The sequence below is a fragment of the Duganella sp. HH101 genome (assembly GCF_001758795.1).
Classification (GTDB): domain Bacteria; phylum Pseudomonadota; class Gammaproteobacteria; order Burkholderiales; family Burkholderiaceae_D; genus Rugamonas; species Rugamonas rivuli.
In genome coordinates this window covers 48067-68858 of the sequence record NZ_LRON01000001.1, presented here as the reverse complement: position 1 = coordinate 68858, position 20792 = coordinate 48067, and the positions used below count along the sequence as shown (strand labels likewise).

The window sequence follows — 20792 nt, the reverse complement described above, 5'->3', positions numbered from 1 at the left end:
TCCGTTAGTACTGGGATTGCCGCAGCCGCATGCTGCCCTTCGCTCGCGGCGGCCACTGCGGCCAGGGTCTGGTGCTCGAATATTTGTCTTGGCGTCAGCGTCACGCCCTTGGCTTGCACACGTGAGATCACTTTCAGGCTCAGGATGGAGTCGCCGCCCAGTTCAAAGAAGTTATCTTGACGGCCAACGCGCGGCACACCCAGAACCGCGCTCCAGATGTCGGCCAGCGCCTGCTCCACCGTGCCTTGCGGTGCTTGATATTCCTGGTCGGCGGCGTGACCGGGTTCCGGCAGTGCCTTGCGGTCCACCTTGCCGTTGGCGTTTTGCGGCAGCGCGTCCAGCACCACGATTGCCGATGGCACCATATAGTCCGGCATCGCGATGGCCAGGCGGCCGCGCAGCTCGGCCGCGTGCACCGTTTGTCCCGCCTGCGGCGACACGTAACCGACCAAGCGCGCGCCGGCCGGGCCGCTGTACGCGACCACCACGGCTTCCCGCACCTCCGGCTGCGCCAGCAATTGCGCTTCGACCTCGCCCAGTTCGATACGGAAGCCGCGGATCTTGACTTGATGATCGATCCGGCCCAGGTACTCCAGCTGGCCGTCGGCACTCCAGCGCACCAGGTCACCGGTACGGTACAGGCGGCCGCCGTTGTCGTCGAACGGATCGGCCACGAAGCGCTCGGCGCTCAGCGCCGGACGGCCCAGGTAGCCGCGCGCCAGCAATTCCCCGCCGATGCACAACTCACCGGCCACGCCGACCGGCACCGGATGCAGCGATTCGTTCACCACCCGCAACAGACGTCCGGCCAACGGTGTCCCGATCGGCATCTGCTGCGGCAGCGGCTTGTCTCCGCTCACGTACGGCTCGCAATCGAGGATCGTGGCCGTCACCGTCGCCTCGGTCGGGCCGTAGGTATTCAGCAGCTTGATGTGGGACAGCCCGGCCTCGCGCCAGGATTTCAAGCCCTCCGGCGGCATCGCCTCGCCGCCGGCGTGGACCTGGCGCAGCACACCGTAGTCACGCACGCCCTGCTGGGCGAAGTCCTGCACCAGCAGCAGCCAATAGGCCGTCGTGATATCGACGACGCTGATTTTCCTGGCGATCAGCTCCGCGTGGAAGGTTGCGCTGTCCCACAAGGCGGGGCCGCGCAATACCACCGAGGCGCCTTCAACCAGCGGTGCAAACAGCTGTTCGATGAAACCGTCGAAATTCAGGGTGGCGAATTGCAGCATGCGGTCCGCCCGCGACAGGCCGAAGAAACCCACCGCCACCTGCGCATGCTCGACCAGGCTGCGATGCGCGATGCCCACGCCTTTGGGGCGTCCGGTGGAACCGGAGGTGTAGATGACGTAGGCCAGGTTATCGCCGTGTATTTCCACGCGTGGATCGTGGACGGGCTGTCGCTCAAGGTCGAGCGTATCGAGCGCCAGTTCACGCAGACCATCGGCAGTCGGCAGTCGGTCCTGCACCGCAGTCTGGGTCAGTATCAGGGCGATGCCGCTGTCCTGCACCATGTAGGCCAGGCGGTCTGCCGGATACTCGGGGTCCAGCGGTACGTAGGCGCCGCCGGCCTTCAAGATCGCCAGCAGGCCGACGACCATCTCGAACGAGCGTTCGACCGCGATGCCCACCTTGGCGTCCGGCCGCACACCCAGCGCGATCAGGTGATGCGCCAGTTGGTTGGCGCGTTGATTCAGTTCGGCGTAGCTCATCGATTCGCCGCCGAACAGCAGCGCCGTCGCTGTCGGACGGGCGTTCGCCTGCTGTTCGATCAGGCGATGGACCGGCTTTCCATTCGGATGGCGCAGTGTGTTCGCGCCCCAGCCATGCAGTTGCTCGCTCTCCGCTACGCTCAGCACTTCCACTTCATTGACCGCCAGCGCCGGCCGTTCGACCAGCGCCGCCACAATGCCATCGACAGCAGCCAGCATGTACTCGCACACCCGCTGCGCGCCGATTGATTTTTTAACCTGCGCCACGAGGCTGAAGCCCTGGCCCAGATCATCCACCGACATGTCCACCGGGTAGTTGCTGCGCTCCTCGCCGCCCAACGATTGCATGCCTTGCCACGCCGAGGTGGAGACTTCCTTATCGACGTTGTAACGATAGTTCAGCAGCGCCGAGAACAGCGGCGTGCCGCCCGGCAGGCCGCTGCAACGCTGTGCCAGCGACAGGCTGGCGTGTTCGTGCTCCAGCAGGCCGGTCAACGACGTGTGGGTCTCGCGCAGGCTTTGCAGCACGCCGCGTCCACCCAGCTTCACGCGCATCGGCAGCGTGTTGATGAACATGCCCAGCGCCCGCTCGGCGCCCTCACCACCCTGCATGCGGCCGAACAGCACGGTGCCGAACACCACGTCGTCCTTGCCGGTCGCCTTGGACAGCACCAGCGCCCACGCCAGGTGGAACAGGCTGGCCGCGCCCAGGCCGTGACGGCGGGCCTGCTGGCGGATACGCTCCGACAGTTCCGGCGCCAGCGGCAGGCGTACCTCCTCGATGTCGCTGCCGTCGCCCTGCACGTCCAGCAGGCCGAATGGCGCGGTCGGCTCGTCCACGTCGCCCAGCATCTGCTTGAAGAAGGCTTCGTGCCCGGCCGCGCTCACGCCCAGGCGCGCCTGCGCCACGAAGCGGCGGAACGGCACCGGCTCGGGCAGTTCCGCCGCGCGGTCCTGCTGGATCAATCCGATTTCCTCGACGATCAGTTCCAGCGTCGTATGGTCCAGCACCAAATGGTGGCTCGGCAGCTGCAACAGCCAGCGGCCTTGCTCGACATCCTGGAGCGCCACCGCCCGCACCATCGGCGCCTGGCGCACGTCGATGCGGTGATGCTGCGGATCGACGTAGGCGTTCAGGCGCTCTGCCGCTCCGGCCTCCATCGCCGCCAGCCACTCGATCGCCAGTTCCGCCTTGCGCTGCACGACCTGCACCGGCTCCTGCAAGCCCTCCCACAACACAGCGGTGCGCAGGATATCGTGGCGCGCGATCACCTGGTTGAAGCTGGCGACGAAGCGTTCCAGCAGCTCTCGGCTGTCGAAAGCCAGCAGGTGCGGCGTGACATAGGCATCGCCCTCGCCTTGCAGCATGTGGTGGAACAGTATCCCTTCCTGCAACGGCGCCAGCGGATAGATGTCCTGGATGTTGGCCGCGCCGCCTGGCACCGCCGCTTCGATGCGGGCGATCTGCCCGGCATCGAGTTCGATCAGCGTCAGCATGCCCGGCTCGATGGCCGCGCAACCGGCCGGTATCAGATTGGCCGGCACCACCACGTCGCGGCGGTCCTCCTTGCGTTCAATCGCCTGCGCGAAAGCCGCCAGCACCGGATGCTGGAACAGGGTCCGCACCTGCACCGCCATGCCGCGCGTGCGCATCCGTTCGAGCACGCTCAGCGCCATCAGCGAATGGCCGCCCAGTTCGAAGAAGTTATCCTGGCGGCCCACCTCCGGCACTTGCAGCACCTCGGCCCAGATCTCGGCCAGCGCCTGCTCCACCTCACCTTGCGGCGCTTCGTATTCCTGGCCACCTTCATAGCCCGGCTCCGGCAGCGCCTTGCGGTCCACCTTGCCGTTGGCGTTCAGCGGCAGGCTATCGAGCACCATGATCGCCGACGGCACCATGTAGTCCGGCAGCGTCGCGCCCAAACGCGCGCGCAATTCAGCAGCACCGATCTCTTGCCCGACATGCGCCGACACATAGCCGGCCAGGCGCGTACCGGCGGAGCCGCTGTGCGCCACCACCACCGCATCGCGCACCTCCGGCTGCGCCAGCAGCTGCGCTTCCACTTCCCCCAGTTCGATCCGCAGACCACGGATCTTCACCTGATGGTCGATCCGGCCCAGGTATTCCAGCTGCCCTTCGCCGTTCCAGCGCACCAGATCGCCCGTGCGGTACAGGCGTTCGCCCGCCTCGCCGAACGGATCCGCTACAAAGCGCTCTGCGCTCAGCGCCGGCCGGCCAAGATAGCCGCGCGCCAGCAGTTCGCCGCCGATGTACAGCTCACCGGCCACGCCTTGCGGCACGGCGCTCAGCGCGCCATCCAGCACATAGGCCTTGGTCTCCGATATCGGACGGCCGATCGGCACCAGCGCCCGGCCATCGTCGCGGCAGGTCCACTGCGTGACGTGGATCGTGGTTTCGGTCGGGCCGTACAGGTTCTGCAAGCTCACGCCCTCCAGGCGGCGCAGCGCCTCGCCCTGCGTGGCCGCAGGCATCGCTTCGCCGCCGCAGATCACATAACGCAGGCGCGTCTGCGCCTCGATGCCTTCGTGCGCCAGGAAAGCCTGCAGCATCGCCGGCACGAAGTTGAGCGTGGTGATCTGATGGCGGCGGATCAGTTCCGTGATCCGCTCCGGGTCGCGCTGGTCGCCAGGGTTGGCCACCACCAAGCGTACGCCCGCCGTCAGCGGCCAGAATATCTCCCATGCCGAGACGTCAAAGCTGAACGGCGCCTTGTGCAACACCGTGTCGGCCGGCGTCAGCGCGTAGGTCTGCTGCATCCACGTCATGCAACTGGCCAGCGCGCGATGGCGGATGGCCGCACCCTTCGGCCGGCCGGTGGAACCCGAGGTGTAGATCACGTAAGCCAGATGCTCGCCGTGCAGCGGAATCTGCGGGTTATGCGACGGTTCATCACCCAGCTCCAACGTGTCGAGATCCAGGACGCGCAGCCCCTGCATGACCGTAAGGCCTTGCTTGACCGCGCTTTGCGTGAGCAGCAGCGCGATGCCGCTGTCTTCCTGCATATAGGTCAGGCGGTCCGCCGGGTATTCCGGGTCCAGCGGCACATAGGCCGCCCCCGCCTTCAGGATCGCCAGCAGGCCAACCACCATTTCGAGGGAGCGCTCGACGGCGATGCCGACCTTGGCCTCGGGCCGCACGCCCAGCTTGATCAGGCGATGCGCCAGCTGGTTGGCGCGCTGGTTCAGTTCCGCGTAGCTCAGGACTCCGTCGGCGAACAGCAGCGCCGTCGCCTGGGGCGTTTCCCTCGCCCGGCGTTCGAACAGCTGGTGCACCGGCGCTTCATATGAATAAGTTGTCTGGTTCACGCCCCATGCGCGCAACGCCGCGCGCTCGGCGTCAGTCTGCACTTCTACGTCGTCGATAATTCGTCCTGTCTGTCCGGCCAGCGCATCGACAATACCCGCAACGGCAGCCAGCATATATTCGCACAGGCGTTTCGCACCGACCGACAGCACGGCCAGCGCCACCAGCTGGAAGTCCTGTCCCAGATCGTCCACCGACATCCCTAACGGATAATTGGTGCGTTCCTCTCCGCCCAGCGATTCCATGCCGTCCAACAAGGTGGGGGTGTCGCCTGCATTTTCTTGCGACGTGCCATAGCGGTAGTTGAGCAGTGCCGAAAACAACGGCGTGCTTCCCGACACACCACTGCAACGCTGCGCCAGCGAGAGACTGGCATGTTCGTGTTCCAATAGACCGGTCAACGCAGCATGCGTCTCGCGCAGGCTTTGCAGCACACCGCGTCCGCCCAACTTCACGCGGATAGGCAGCGTGTTGATGAACATGCCAAGCGCCCGCCCGGCGCCTTCGCCCCCCTGCATGCGGCCGAATAACACGGTTCCGAAGACCACGTCGTCCTTGCCCGTGGCCTTGGACAGAACCAGCGCCCACGCCAGGTGGAACAGGCTGGCGGCGCTCAGGCCATGGCGTCGCGCCTGGTGGCGGATACGACCGGATAGTTCCGGCGCAAGCGGCAGGCGCGCTTCTTCCACGCCGGCGCCATCGCCTTGCACGTCGAGCAGGCCGAATGGGGCGGTCGGCTCATCCACGTCGCCCAGCATCTGTGTAAAGAACGCTTCATGCTCGGCCGCGCTCAGGCCCAGGCGAGCCTGAGCCACGAAGCGGCGGAACGGCACGGGTTCGGGAAGCTCGGACTCCCGTTCCTGCTGGATCAGCGCGATTTCTTCGACGATCAGCTCCAATGTTGTGTGGTCCAGCACCAAGTGGTGGCTAGGCAGTTGAAGCAGCCAGCGGCCTTTTTCAAGGTCATGCAATGCCACGGCGCGCAGCATCGGCGCCTGGCGCACGTCGATACGATGGTGCAGCGGATCGACGTAAGCATTCAGGCATTCCACGGCGCCGCCCCCCACTGCCGCCAACCACTCGATAGTCAGCTTTGCCTGGCGCTGCACTACCTGCACCGGCTCCTGCAAACCTTCCCACAGTACGGCAGTGCGCAGGATATCGTGGCGCGCGATCACTTGATTGAGACTGGCGACAAAACGTTCCAGCAGCTCCCGGCTGTCGAAGGCCAGCAGATGTGGCGTGACGTAGGCATCGCCCTCGCCTTGCAGCATATGATGGAACAGTATCCCTTCCTGCAATGGCGCCAGCGGATAGATATCCTGAATATTGGCTGCGCCGCCCGGCACCGTGCTTTGAATACGGTTTAGCTGCGGCTGATCGAGTTCGATCAGTGTCAGCATGGATGGTTCGATCGCGGCGCAACCGGATGGAATCAGATTAGCCGGAACAGCTACGTCGCGGCGGTCCTCTTTGCGTTCGACCATCTGCGCGAAGTCCGCCAGCACTGGGTGCTGGAACAAGGTGCGTACCTGCACGGCCATGCCGCGTGCGCGCATGCGTTCCAGCACGCGCAGCGCCATCAACGAGTGGCCGCCAAGTTCGAAGAAGTTGTCGCGCCGCCCGACCTGTTTCAAGCCCAGAACCTCGGCCCAGATACAAGCCAGCGCTTCTTCCGCATCCCCTTGTGGAGCAGTGTATTCTCGTTCACTTTCATAGCCGGGGTCCAGCAGCGCTTTGCGGTCCACTTTACCGTTGGCGTTCTGCGGCAGCGCATCCAGCACCACGATCGCCGATGGCACCATGTAGTCCGGCATCGCGATGGCCAGGCGGCCGCGCAGCTCGGCCGCGTGCACCGTTTGTCCCGCCTGCGGCGACACGTAACCGACCAACCGCGCGCCCGCCTGGCCGCTGTACGCGACCACCACGGCTTCACGCACCTCCGGCTGCGCCAGCAATTGCGCCTCGACCTCGCCCAGTTCGATGCGGAAGCCACGGATCTTGACTTGATGATCGATCCGTCCCAGATACTCCAGCTGGCCTCCCGCGCTCCAGCGTACCAGGTCGCCGGTGCGGTACAGGCGGCCGCCGTTGTCATCGAACGGATCGGCCACGAAGCGCTCGGCGCTCAGCGCCGGGCGGCCCAGGTAGCCGCGCGCCAGCAAGTCCCCGCCGATGCACAACTCACCGGCCACGCCGACCGGCACAGGATGCAGCGATTCGTTCACCACCCGCAGCAGACGTCCTGCCAACGGCGTCCCGATCGGCATCTGCTGCGGCAGCGGCTTGTCTCCGCTCACGTACGGCTGGCAATCGAGGATCGTGGCCGTCACCGTCGCTTCGGTCGGGCCGTAGGTGTTCAACAGCTTGACGTGCGACAGGCCCGCCTCGCGCCACGATTTCAAGCCCTCCGGCGGCATCGCCTCGCCGCCGGCGTGGACCTGGCGCAGCACACCGTAGTCACGCACGCCCTGCTGGGCGAAGTCCTGCACCAGCAGCAGCCAATAGGCCGTCGTGATATCGACGACGCTGATTTTCCTGGCGATCAGCTCCGCGTGGAAGGTTGCGCTGTCCCACAAGGCGGGGCCGCGCAATACCAACGAGGCGCCTTCAACCAGCGGTGCAAACAGCTGTTCGATGAAACCGTCGAAATTTAGGGTGGCGAATTGCAGCATGCGGTCCGCCCGCGTCAGGCCGAAGAAACCCACCGCCACCTGCGCATGCTCGACCAAGCTGCGATGCGCGATGCCCACGCCTTTGGGGCGTCCGGTGGAACCGGAGGTGTAGATGACGTAGGCCAGGTTCTCGCCATGTATTTCCACGCGTGGATCGTGGGTAGGCTGGCCGTCCAAATCGAGCGTGTCGAGCGCCAGTGCACGCAGACCGTCGGCAGTCGGCAAGCGGTCCTGCACCGCGGTCTGGGTCAGCATCAGGGCGATGCCGCTGTCCTGCACCATGTAGGCCAGGCGGTCGGCCGGATACTCGGGATCCAGCGGTACGTAGGCGCCGCCGGCCTTCAAGATCGCCAGCAGGCCAACAACCATCTCGAACGAGCGTTCGACCGCGATGCCCACCTTGGCGTCCGGCCGCACACCCAGCGCGATCAGGTAATGCGCCAGTTGGTTGGCGCGTTGATTCAGTTCGGCGTAGCTCATCGATTCGCCGCCGAACAGCAGCGCCGTCGCTGTCGGACGGGCGTTCGCCTGCTGTTCGATCAGGCGATGGACCGGCTTTCCATTCGGATGGCGCAGTGTGTTCGCGCCCCAGCCATGCAGTTGCTCGCGCTCCGCTACGCTCAGCACTTCCACTTCATTGACCGCCAACGCCGGCCGCTCGACCAGCGCCGCCACAATGCCATCGACAGCAGCCAGCATATACTCGCACACCCGCTGAGCGCCGATTGATTTTTTAACCTGCGCCACGAGGCTGAAGCCCTGGCCCAGATCATCCACCGACATGTCCACCGGATAGTTGCTGCGCTCTGTGCCACCCAGCGACTGCACGCCGTGCCACAAAGCGGGATTGGCGCCGGCATCTGCCTTTTTTGCTGAGCTGTAGCGATAGTTCAGCAGCGCCGAGAACAGCGGCGTGCCGCCCGGCAGGCCGCTGCAACGCTGCGCCAGCGACAGGCTGGCGTGTTCGTGCTCCAGCAGGCCGGTCAACGACGTGTGGGTCTCGCGCAGGCTTTGCAGCACGCCACGACCACCCAGCTTGACGCGCATCGGCAGCGTGTTGATGAACATGCCCAGCGCCCGCTCGGCGCCCTCACCACCCTGCATGCGGCCGAACAGCACGGTGCCGAACACCACGTCGTCCTTGCCGGTCGCCTTGGACAGCACCAGCGCCCACGCCAGGTGGAACAGGCTGGCCGCGCCCAGGCCATGACGGCGGGCCTGCTGGCGGATACGCTCCGACAGTTCCGGCGCCAGCGGCAGGCATACCTCCTCGATGTCGCTGCCGTCGCCCTGCACGTCGAGCAGGCCGAATGGCGCGGTCGGCTCGTCCACGTCGCCCAGCATCTGCTTGAAGAAGGCTTCGTGCCCGGCCGCGCTCACGCCCAGGCGCGCCTGCGCCACGAAGCGGCGGAACGGCACCGGCTCGGGCAGTTCCGCCGCGCGGTCCTGCTGGATCAATCCGATTTCCTCGACGATCAGCTCCAGCGTCGTATGGTCCAGCACCAGGTGATGGCTCGGCAGCTGCAACAGCCAGCGGCCTTGCTCGACATCGTGGAGCGCCACCGCCCGCACCATCGGCGCCTGGCGCACATCGATGCGGTGATGCTGCGGATTGACGTAGGCGTTCAGGCGCTCTGCCGCTCCGGCCTCCATCGCCGCCAGCCATTCGATCGCCAGTTCCGCCTCGCGCTGTACGACCTGCACCGGCTCCTGCAAGCCTTCCCACAACACGGCGGTGCGCAGGATATCGTGGCGCGCGATCACCTGGTTGAAGCTGGCGACGAAGCGTTCCAGCAGCTCTCGGCTGTCGAAAGCCAGCAGGTGCGGCGTGACATAGGCATCGCCCTCGCCTTGCAGCATGTGGTGGAACAGTATCCCTTCCTGCAACGGCGCCAGCGGATAGATGTCCTGGATGTTGGCCGCGCCGCCTGGCACCGCCGCTTCGACGCAGGCGATCTGCCCGGCATCGAGTTCGATCAGCGTCAGCATGCCCAGCTCGATGGCCGTGCAACCGGCCGGTATCAGATTGGCCGGCACCACCACGTCGCGGCGGTCCTCCTTGCGTTCGATCACCTGCGCGAAAGCCGCCAGCACCGGATGCTGGAACAGGGTCCGCACCTGCACCGCCATGCCGCGCGCGCGCATCCGTTCGAGCACGCTCAGCGCCATCAGCGAATGACCGCCCAGTTCGAAGAAGTTATCCTGGCGGCCCACTTGCGGCACTTGCAGCACCTCGGCCCAGATCTCGGCCAGCGCCTGCTCCACCTCACCTTGCGGCGCTTCGTATTCCTGGCCGCCTTCGTAGCCCGGCTCCGGCAGCGCCTTGCGATCCACCTTGCCGTTGGCGTTCAGCGGCAGGCTGTCGAGCACCATGATCGCCGACGGCACCATGTGGTCCGGCAGCTTCTCCGCCAGACGCGCGCGCAACTCGCCGGCGTCCACCGTCAGCCCGGCTTGCGTCGACACGTAGGCGATCAGCCGCGCGCTGTGCGCCACCACCACCGCTTCGCGCACCTGCGGCTGCGCCAGCAACTGCGCCTCGACTTCGCCCAGTTCGATGCGGAAGCCGCGAATCTTGACCTGATGGTCGATCCGGCCCAGATATTCCAGTTCGCCCTTATCGTTCCAGCGTACCAGGTCGCCCGTGCGGTACAGGCGCTCGCCGTTGCGCCCCAGCGGGTCGGCCACGAAGCGCTCCGCGCTCAGGCCCGGATGATCCAGATAGCCGCGCGCCAACCCGATGCCGCCCAAATACAACTCACCAGCCACGCCCACCGGCGCCAGATTCAGGCTGTCGTCGAGAACGTGGGTCTGCGTGCCGCTGATCGGCTGGCCGATCGGCACCTGGCTGCTGCCATCGTTGCGGCAGGTGCTGTGGGTGACGTCGATGGCCGCTTCGGTCGGGCCATACAGGTTATAGAGTCCAGCGCCCGGCAGACGCTTGAACACGGCGTTGCGCGCCTCCGCCGGCAAGGCTTCGCCGCTGCACACGATGCGCGTCAGGCTGGCACAGGCTTCGATGCCCTCGTGCGCCAGGAAGGCTTGCAGCATCGACGGCACGAAGTGCAACGTGGTCACGCCGTGGCGGGCGATCAGCGCGACCAGGCGTTGCGGGTCGCGATGGTCGCCGGGGTTGGCGATGGTCAGCCGGGCTCCGGTCATCAGGGGCCAGAAGAATTCCCAGACCGAGACGTCGAAGCTGAACGGCGTCTTTTGCAGCACCGTGTCGGCCGGCGTCAATCCATAGGCCTGCTGCATCCACGCCAGGCGGTTGTACAGCGAACGATGGCGGTTGGCCGCCCCCTTCGGGCGTCCGGTGGAACCCGAGGTGTAGATCACATACGCCAGGTTCTCGCCGTGCAGTGCCGACTGCGGATTGTGCGCGGGTGAGTCGCTCAGGTCGAGCGTGTCCAGATCCAGCAAGCGCGCGCCGGCGGCGGCCGGCAAGCCATTCTTGACCGCGCTTTGCGTCAGCAGCAGGTCAATACCGCTGTCCTCCAGCATGTAGGCCAGGCGCTCGGTCGGAAAATCCGGGTCCAGCGGCACGTAGGCACCGCCGGCCTTCAGGATCGCCAGCAGGCCGATGACCATGCCGAAGGAACGTTCGATCGCGATGCCGACCTTGCCGTCGGCGCGAACGCCCAGCGCGATCAGGTGGTGCGCCAGACGGTTGGCGCGCTGGTTCAGTTCCGAGTAACTCATCGACTCGTCGCCAAACAGCAGCGCAATCGCCTCGGGGCGGGCCTGCGCCTGCCGCTCGATCAGCTTGTGCACCGCTTCCTCGTGCGGCTGGTGCGCCGCGTTCACGCCCCAGGCGTGCAACTGGTCGCGTTCGGCCGAATCCAATAATTCGACATCGCCGGCGGCCGTTTCCGGCTGTTTGGCCAGCGCCCGCAGCACCGCCACATAATGGACGGCCATGCGCTCAATGGCGTCGACATCGGACAGTTCACGGGCGTAGTTAAAACTGACGCGCACCCGGCCTTCGGCATCTTCGGCGGTGTCAATCGTCAGTTCGAATTGCGCCCGCTGCTCACCCAGCGGGTATTCCTCCAGCGCGAGTCCCGGTAACTGCCGCAACGCGCCATGCTCCTGGCGCTGATGGTTCATCATCACCTGAAACAGCGGATTGGCGCCCAACTGGCGCTCGGGGCGCAGCGCCTCGACCAGTTGTTCGAACGGCAGATCCTGATGCGTCTGCGCGCCTAGCACAGACTCCCTGGCCTGCGCCAACACTTGCGACAGACTGAGACGTCCGTCGATCACGCCGCGCAGCACCTGGGTGTTGACGAAGAAGCCTACTACACCGGCAATCTCGGCGCGCTGGCGGTTGGCGATCGCGATACCCACGCGGATATCCGCCTGTCCGGTGTGGCGCGACAGCAGCACCTGTACGCCGGCCAGAAGCGCCATGAACAGCGTAGCCCCTTGCGCCTGCGCGCGACGCTGCAGGCCAGCCGTCAGTTCGAACGGAAGTTCGAGTATGTGTTTTGCCGCGCCGTAGACGCCGTCGGACCGGCGCGCACGCGCCACCGGCAGCTGCAGTACCGGATGCTCGTCTCCCAGTTGCTTCGTCCAGTAGGCCAGTTGACGTTCCTTCTCGCCCGCCTCCAGCCAGTTGCGCTGCCATGCCGCGTAGTCCGCGTACTGCACCGGCAGTGCGGCAAGTTCGACACTCCGGCCCTCGGTCAGAGCGCGGTACTGCTCCACGAATTCGTTGACGATGATCTGCATCGACCATCCGTCCGAAACAATATGGTGCATCACCACCACCAGCACGTGCTGGTCGGCCGCCTCGCGGATCAGACCAACGCGCAGCAATGGACCACGTTCCAGATCGAAGGGCGTCTGTTGTAATCGAGCGACCTCCTCGCCGATGGTTGCACCATTCCGATCTACTCGCTCCAACTGCATGCTAGCCGGAGCTTGTATCACCTGCGACACCTGTCCATCGTCGCCGGTATGGAAGACCGTGCGCAAAGACTCGTGACGCGCCACCAGCGCGTCGAAGGCTGCCTGTAGCGCGTTATCATCCAGCGTCCCTGTCAGCCTCAATGCGCCGCTGATGTGATACGCCGTGCTGTCCGGGTCCAGCTTCCAGAGGAACCACTGTCGGACCTGCGCATACGAAAGCGCCGTTCTGCTGTCGCCTTTCGCCGCAACGACGGGCAACTGCCCGAAGTCTATGCCTTGCGCTTTCAACGCTGTCAAAAAGGTCTTTTGTTTTTCGCCGGTGAGCTCGGAAAAACGAAGTGCGATGTCATGTTTTCTGATTGCCATTCAATACTCCAACTGCTCTAAAAGCGTGGCCATTTGTTCGATATCATTCGCCTCGGTGGCAGCGCCGGATGTTTGAGAAATCCATGCAGCCAAGGAGGCGGGTGTCGGGTTTTCCCAGTAGGCCCGCAACGGCAGATGCCGCGACAGACGCTGCTGTATTTCGGATTGCAAGCGCAGGGCCAGCAGCGAATGTCCGCCCAGTTCAAAGAAATTGTCGTGGCGCCCTGCGCGCGCTATGCCCAGCACCTCGGTCCAGATGACGGCCAGCACCTGCTCCACCTCCCCTTGCGGCGCCTGGTATTCGCGTCCGGCGGCTTGCTCCGGTTGCGGCAGCGTCTTGCGATCCACCTTGCCGTTGGCGTTGATCGGCAGCGCATCCAGCGCCATGATCACCGACGGCACCATGTAGTCCGGGAGCACGTCGTTTAGTTGCTCGCGCAAGGCTGACGGCTCTATCGAGTGTCCTGAATGGGCGGAGACGTAAGCGACCAGCCGTCCATCCAAAGCCAGCACCACCGCCTCGCGTACTTCCGGCTGCGCCAGCAGTTGGGCTTCGATTTCTCCCAGCTCGATGCGGAAGCCACGGATCTTGACCTGATGGTCGATGCGGCCCAGGTACTCCAGCTGTCCCTCATCGTTCCATCGCACCAGATCACCGGTACGGTACAGCCGTTCGCCGGCCGCGCCGAACGGATCGGCCACAAAGCGTTCCGCGCTCAAGCCCGGACGGCCCAGGTAGCCGCGCGCCAGGCCGTCGCCGGCCACATACAGTTCCCCCGCCACGCCAAGCGGCGCCGGGTTCAGCGCGCCGTCCAGCACCCGCAGGCCCAGGTCCGGGATCGCCACGCCCACCGGACTGCGCTGGCTGTCCAGGTCCGCTGCAGTGATTTCGCGATAGGTCACGTGCACCGTGGTTTCGGTGATGCCGTACATATTGATCATGCGCGGCTGCCGGCCGCCCCACTGCGCCATCCACGGCTTCAGGCGTTGCGGATCCAGCGCTTCGCCGCCGAAGATCACGGCGCGCAGCGCCAGGCGTTCGTCATACAAACCTGGCACATGCATCAACTGCCCAAACGCCGACGGCGTCTGGTTCAGCACCGTCACCTGATGGCGGCGCAGCAGTTGCAGGAAATCCTCCGGCGAGCGGCTGATCCAATACGGCACGATCACCAGCTGGCCACCGGTGCACAGCGCGCCGAATATCTCCCAGACCGAGAAGTCGAAGGCGTAGGAGTGGAACATCGTCCACACATCCTGCGCGCCAAACTCGAACCAGGCGTCGGTGCCCTTGAGCAGCCGGCCCACGTTGCGGTGGCACAGTTGCGCACCTTTCGGACGCCCGGTAGAACCCGAGGTGTAAATCACATAGGCCAGGTTTTCGGCATGCACCGCCACCTGCGGGTTGTGTTCCGGTTCGCCGGACAGGTCCAGCGCGTCCAGCTCAAGAACCTGCACACCGTCGGCCGGTGGCAGCCCGTCCTTCAATGCGCTGTGCGTCAACAGCAGCGCGATGCCGCTGTCGGCCATCATGTAGGCCAGGCGATCGGTCGGGTATTCCGGGTCCAGCGGCACATAGGCGCCGCCGGCCTTCAGGATCGCCAGTAGACCGATCATCATTTCCAGCGAGCGCTCGACGGCGATGCCGACTTTGACGTCCGGCCCGACGCCCAGCGTTATCAGTCGGTGGGCGAGACGGTTGGCGCGCAGGTTCAGCTGCGTATAGCTCAGCGATTCGTCGCCGAACAGCAGCGCATTCGCATCCGGGCGGGCCTGAACCTGCCGTTCGATCATCCGGTGCAGCGGCTCTTCCTGCGGATAACGCGCCGTAGCCATGCCCCACTGCCGCAGTTGTTCACGTTCCGGCACGTCCAGCATCGCGACGTCGCCCAGGCAGCGCTGCGCGGATGCGCACAAGGACGCCAGTACTATCCGCATGTACTCTTCCAGACGTTTGACCTGCGCCTCGGAGAAGTCGCGCAGATGGAAGGCGTAACCGACGGTCAGCGTTTGCGCCATTTGCACCGTCAACGTCATCGGATAGTTGGTCTCTTCCCGCACCTCGACGCCGGCCACCCGCAACGCTCCCTCGTCGTTGCTGTTCAATGCCTGGTCTACCGGGTAGTTTTCAAACACCATGATGCTGTCGAATAGGCTTTGGCCCTCGGTGCGCATCCAGCGTTGAATGTCGACCAGCGGCGTGTGCTCGTGCTCACGCGAGGCGATATTCTGGGCCTGCAGTTGGCGCAACCACTCCCCCACCAGATAGTCGGGCCGCGGGCTCGCCGTCACGGGCAAGGTATTGATGAACAGTCCCAGCACCTCCCCGGCGTCTGCCAACTCCGGCGGACGGCCTGCGGTGGTCGCGCCGAAACAAACCTGAGCCTGGCCAGTGCAATGGTGCAGCAGCAGTGCCCATGCGGCCTGGATCACGGTATTGACCGTTACCCGCTCGGCGCGGGCGAATTCCGCCAGACGCGAGGTGGCCACGGCGTCAAACACCTGCGTGATCTTCAGATGCCCATCCCGGGACCCGGGCTGGCCGAACGCGTGGGCGAGCCGGGTCGGCCCCTCAATGCCCGCAAGCAGCGTGCGCCAATAGGATTCCGACGCCGCGCCATCGCGCTCTTGCAGCCAGCCGATGTAGTCGCGATAGCGTCCGCGCTGCGGCGCCAGCGTTTGTCCGGCGTAGCAGGACAGTAGCTCCCCCAACAGGCGCGCGCTGCTCCAGCCGTCAAGCAGCAGATGATGACGGGTCCAGATCAGATGATGGCGGCGGGCGTCGCAGCGCACCAGCGCGAGCCGCATCAACGGCGGCGCGGCCAGGTCGAAGCCGCGTTCGCGCTCTGCTTGTGCCAGCGAGTCCAGTGCGGCGGCATCGGCCCGGCCTTGCCAGTCCTGCTCATCGATCGGCAACTCCACCGAACGCGCCACCCATTGCAGCGGCGTTTCGCCCAACAGGAAGCCGGTGCGCAGCACCTCGTGGCGTTCCATCAAGGTGCGCCACGCGCCCCTGAAGCGAACCAGATCCACGTCCTCCAGATCCAGGCGTAGCTGATTCACATACGCCGTCCCCGAAGGATCGAACACACTGTGAAACAGCATCCCGGCCTGCATCGGCGATAGCGGATAGAGGTCGACCAGCCGCTCCAGCGGCAGCGCATGGCGTTCGATCTGGGCCTGCGTCAGCCGGGCCAGCGGGAAATCGGACGGCGTGACTCCGCGCGCGCCGCTCAGGCAATGCGCGATCAATCCACGCAGCTCGTCCAGGAAGCGCACGGCCAGGCTACGCACCGTGGCTTCGTCATGCACCGCCGCGCTGTAAGTCCAGCGCACGCGCAGTTCGCCGCGATACACATCGGCGTCGATACTCAGCCAGGTGCGCCGCCGGCTGCCCGGTGCGCGCTCGGCGCCGGTGCTCTCGGGCGCCATGCGCCACGAAGAGCCGGTCTCGAAAGTCTGGTCCAGCTGTCCCAGATAGTTGAATGTCACTTGCGGATAGGCGGCATCGGCCAGCGCGCGGCCGGTCTCGCTCAGGTAGCGCAGCACACCGTAGCCCAAGCCTTTTCCCGGCACCTGCCGCAATTGTTCCTTGACCGCCTTCAGGCTGGCGCCCGCATCCTCGCCGGTCCCCGGCGCCAGGCGCACCGGATACAGCGTGGTGAACCAGCCGACGCTGCGGCTCAGGTCAACGCCATCGAACAGGTGCGCTTCGCGTCCATGTCCCTCCAACTCGACCAGCACGCTTTCTCGCCCATCCCAGGCGCACAGGCTGCGCGACAGCGCGGTAAGCAGCACGTCGTCGATGCGGGTGCGGTAGGCTTGCGGCACGTCGCCCAGCAGCGCTGTGGTGCGGTCTTCATCGAGCGCGGTGATGACGGTGCGTGCATCGGCCACCGTATTGCTGCCGGTGGCATTGCCCGGCAGCGTGGGTTCCGCCTCACCGGCCACACCGCGCCAGTGCGCCAGCTCGGCCGCCAGCGCTTCGCCAGCCGCATGAAGTGCCAACGCGGCAGACCAGTCACGGAATGCGCTGGTCGCTGCCGGCAGCCCGGGCGCGCGTCCCTGGATCAGCTGGCGATGCACCGTTTGCAGATCCTCCAGGATCACGCGCCAGGAGACGGCATCGACAACCAGGTGGTGGGCCACCAGCAGCAGGCGGCCGCCGCCTGCACCCATATCTATCCACACCGCCTTGAACGGCCGTTGCAAGCTGAGACTGCGCTGGGCCAGATCTACGGCCCTGGACAGCGCAGTCGCTGTATCGGCTTGCGCGCCGAGATCGATGCGTTCGAAAACGGACGGTCCGTCAGCCTGCACGGCCAGCGACCACAAATCGCCGTCCGGCTGGTGGCTGGTGCGCAGCGCTTCGTGCTGCGTGACGACCGCCGCAACAGCCTGCTCCAACAACGCAGGGTCGATCACCTCGATAGAGCAGAGCAGCAGCGACTGGTTCCAGTGGTGACTGTCCTTGTATCCTTGCTCGAAGAACCACCTTTGCACCGGCGTGGGCGAAAAGCCGAGGGAAGCAGCCGGCTGCGGCGCCGGCGCGGGCACATTGGCGACGGCATCCAGCGTGGCGATGGCGGCCACCGCTGCGATGGTCTGGCGCTCCATCAGCTGTTTCGGCGAGTAGCGCAGCCCGCGCTTGCGCGAGCGCGCGATGATCTGCAAGGCTAGGATGGAATCACCGCCCACTTCAAAGAAGTTATCCAGACGGCCGATGCTATCGAGGCGCAGCACCTGCGCCCAGACTTCGGCCAGCGCCTGTTCGACCTCGCCTTGCGGCGCATCGCTATGACGGGCTTCGCGCTGCTCCATCTTGGGCAAGGCCTTGCGGTCGATCTTGCCGTTGGCGGTCAACGGCAATGCGTCCAGCTGCATGATCGCAGCGGGAACCATGTAATCGGGCACCAGTTGGGCCACCGTCTCGCGCAAGGCGCCGACGTCGATGCCGGCGCTGGCCGTGGCCACCACGTAGCCGTGCAGCTGCAGCTTGCCATCCTGGTCCTCACGCGCGACCACTTCGGCTTCGGCCACGCCGGCCACCGCTCGCAGCGCCTGCGCCACCTCGCGCATCTCCACGCGGTAGCCGCGCACCTTGACCTGGTCGTCCACGCGTCCCAGGAACTCCAGGCTGCCGTCGGCCAGCATGCGCACGCGGTCGCCGGTCCGGTACAGCCGCGCTCCCGCCGTGAACGGATCGGCGACGAAGCGCTCCGCTGTCTGGCCGGGGCGCGCCTGGTAGCCGCGCGCCAGGCCGGCGCCGCCCAGATACAGCTCGCCGGCCACACCGGCAGGCGCCGGTTCAAGTGCGCCGTCCAGCACATAGGCGCGGCCGTTGGCCAGCGGCTGGCCGACTGGAAGCGTCGCGGCCGAACGCAACGCCGCATCCGCTTCCTGCGTGAGTATGCCGACAGTGGTCTCGGTTGGCCCGTAGTGGTTGAGTACGCGGCAGCCGGGCTTCAGCGCCGCGATCCGCTCCAGCAGCGGCCAACGGGTGGCTTCGCCGCCGAGCACCAACCGCATCGCAGGCAGTGCGTCCTGCGGCTGCGCCGCGCTCAACAGCGCCTGCAGATGGCTGGGCACGATCTTCAGTACATCGACGCGATGCTCGCGCATGTAAGCGGCGAAGGCGTCCGGATCGAATGCGCATTCGGCCGAGACCAGATGCAGCTCGCGGCCCGAGCACAGCGCGCCGAACAGCACGGTGTGGCCCAGGTCCGCCGCGACGGTCGACACCATTGCCATGCTGCTCGCCGTCTCCGGCAGATCCATGCGCGACAGAACCGCCTGCGCATAGTTGGCTAACGCTCCACGGCTGACGACCACGCCCTTGGGCTGCCCGGTGGAGCCGGAAGTGTAGATGACATACGCAGCCTGGCCCGGATGCGGCGCAGGCCGAGGCACGGCGTCGCGCGCCGCATCGAACGACAGCTCGACCACCGGCAAGCCTGTGTCCCAGCCCGGCGCGCCGGCCGACAGCACCAGCGCGGCTGCGCTGTTTTCCAACTGATAGGCCAGCCGCTGCTGCGGCAGGGCCGGATCCAGCGGCACGCACGCCATGCCGGCCTTGAGGATGGCCAGCATGCCGAGCACGAATTCGCAGGAACGCCCGGCGATGATACCCACCCGGCTCTCGGGCGCCAGACCGCGCGCCAGCAATTGCGCCGCCAGCGCGTTCGCATGGCCGTCCAATTTGCCGTAGGTGTATGAACGCCCCTCGCAGCTGACGGCGTTGCGGTGTGGCCAGCGGCGTACCGACGCATCCCACAGGTCGAGCATGTCGGCGTAAGGCCATTCCTGCATGGCTCCCGGCAGTGCGGACAGCTTCTCGCCGCTATCCGTGTGCGCCAGCTGCGCCAGCATCACGGTCTGGCCGGATGAGGCTTGCGCGGCCAGCGCGGCATAGGCGCGCGCGAAGCGTTCGATGGTGGCAGCGTCGAACAAGGCTTCGGAGTACACCAGCACAGCCTCGATGCCGCTTGCGCGGTCGACGAAGTCCAGGCTCAGGTCGAAGTGGGCATCGCCGGCCGACAGGCTTTCAACGCGCACGTCCAGTTCCGGCAAGCGCCACACGGCGGGCAAGTCGTCCTGTTGCGTGCATTTAACCTGGAACAAGGGATGCACGCCGGCCTGGCGCTCCGGTTGCAGCGCCTCCACCAGCATATCGAAAGGCAGGTCGGGGGCGGCGTGCGCATCCAGCACGGTTTCGCGGACGGCCCCCAGCAGCGCTGCAAAGCTGGCCGAAGGGTCGATCTCAGTGCGCAGCACCAGCACGTTGGTGAGGTAGCCCAGCATGCCGTGCGTCTCTGCGCGCTGCCGGTTGGCGACCGGCGCGCCAACGCGGATATCGGTCTGGCCGCTGTAGCGGTACAACACCAGCTTGAACACGGCCAACACCACCATGAACAACGACGCGCCCTGTCCGCGCGCCAGCGCGCGCAGTGCAGCACTGACGTCGGCCGGCAGCTGGAATGCATGACGGCCCTCGCGCGCGTGCGGCTGCGCGCCGCGGCTGCGGTCGAACGGCAGTTCCAGCGCGGCGTGCTGATCGCCGAGACGGCCGCGCCAATAGGCCAGTTGGCGATCCTTTTCACCGGCTTCGAACCAGTTGCGCTGCCACTGCGCATAGTCGGCAAACTGCACCGGCAGCGGCGCCAGGGCCGGCGCATCCTGCCCGCAAGCCTGGCGGTACAACGCCAGCAGTTCGTCGACCAGCACGCGGACCGAGACGCCGTCGCCGGCAATGTGGTGCAGCGCGATGCCCAGCGCGTGCTGGTCGTCGGCGCTTTGCCAGAGCGCGGTGCGCAGCGGCGGCGCGCTGTCCAAGCTAAAAGGCGCCAGCGCGAAGGCCTGCTGCATCTGCCGCAGCGCCTCCGCGCGCGCCGCTTCTGGCAAGGCGCGCAGGTCGTGCACGGGCACGGCGACCGTGTCCGCCGCCATAATGATCTGGCGCGGCTCGCCAGCGTCACCGGCACGGAAGACGGTGCGCAGGATTTCGTGCCGTTCGACCAGTTGCCGTATCGCGGCCTGCAACGCCGCCAAGTCCAGCGCGCCACTGAAGTGCAGCAGGCCGGGCATGTTGTAGGCCGGGCTGGCCGGATCCAGCTGCCAGGTCAGCCACAAGCCGCGCTGGGCATAGGACAGCGGCAGCGCACCATCGCGCCCGGCCGCGACGATCGGCAGTTCCGCGAAGCTCAAGCCCGCGTCGCGCAGTTTGCCGAGGAAGCCACGTCGCGCTTCGGGAGTCAGCGCCGCAAAGCGGCGGGCCAGCAGTTGCTCATCCAGTTTCAT

2 protein-coding genes (1 of these 2 running past the window's edge) are annotated in these 20792 nt (G+C 66.1%); both read right to left on the bottom strand.

From position 1 onward, the window contains the following. Window positions 1-12995, bottom strand: the 5' portion of a protein-coding gene (locus DUGA2_RS00175) for a non-ribosomal peptide synthetase (RefSeq protein ID WP_070266533.1). It extends 7153 nt beyond the left edge of the window; 12995 of the gene's 20148 nt are visible here — the first part of the coding sequence; its start codon is at window positions 12993-12995; its stop codon lies off the left edge, out of view. After that, window positions 12996-20792 (bottom strand): non-ribosomal peptide synthetase, encoded by a 7797-nt coding sequence (locus DUGA2_RS00170; RefSeq protein WP_070266531.1) that lies wholly within the window; start codon window positions 20790-20792, stop codon window positions 12996-12998.

Bases quoted from the DNA above. Each gene is read 5' to 3' on its own strand.
- DUGA2_RS00170 (WP_070266531.1), bottom strand. From the start codon at position 20,792: ATGAAACTGGATGAGCAACTGCTGGCCCGCCGCTTTGCGGCGCTGACT.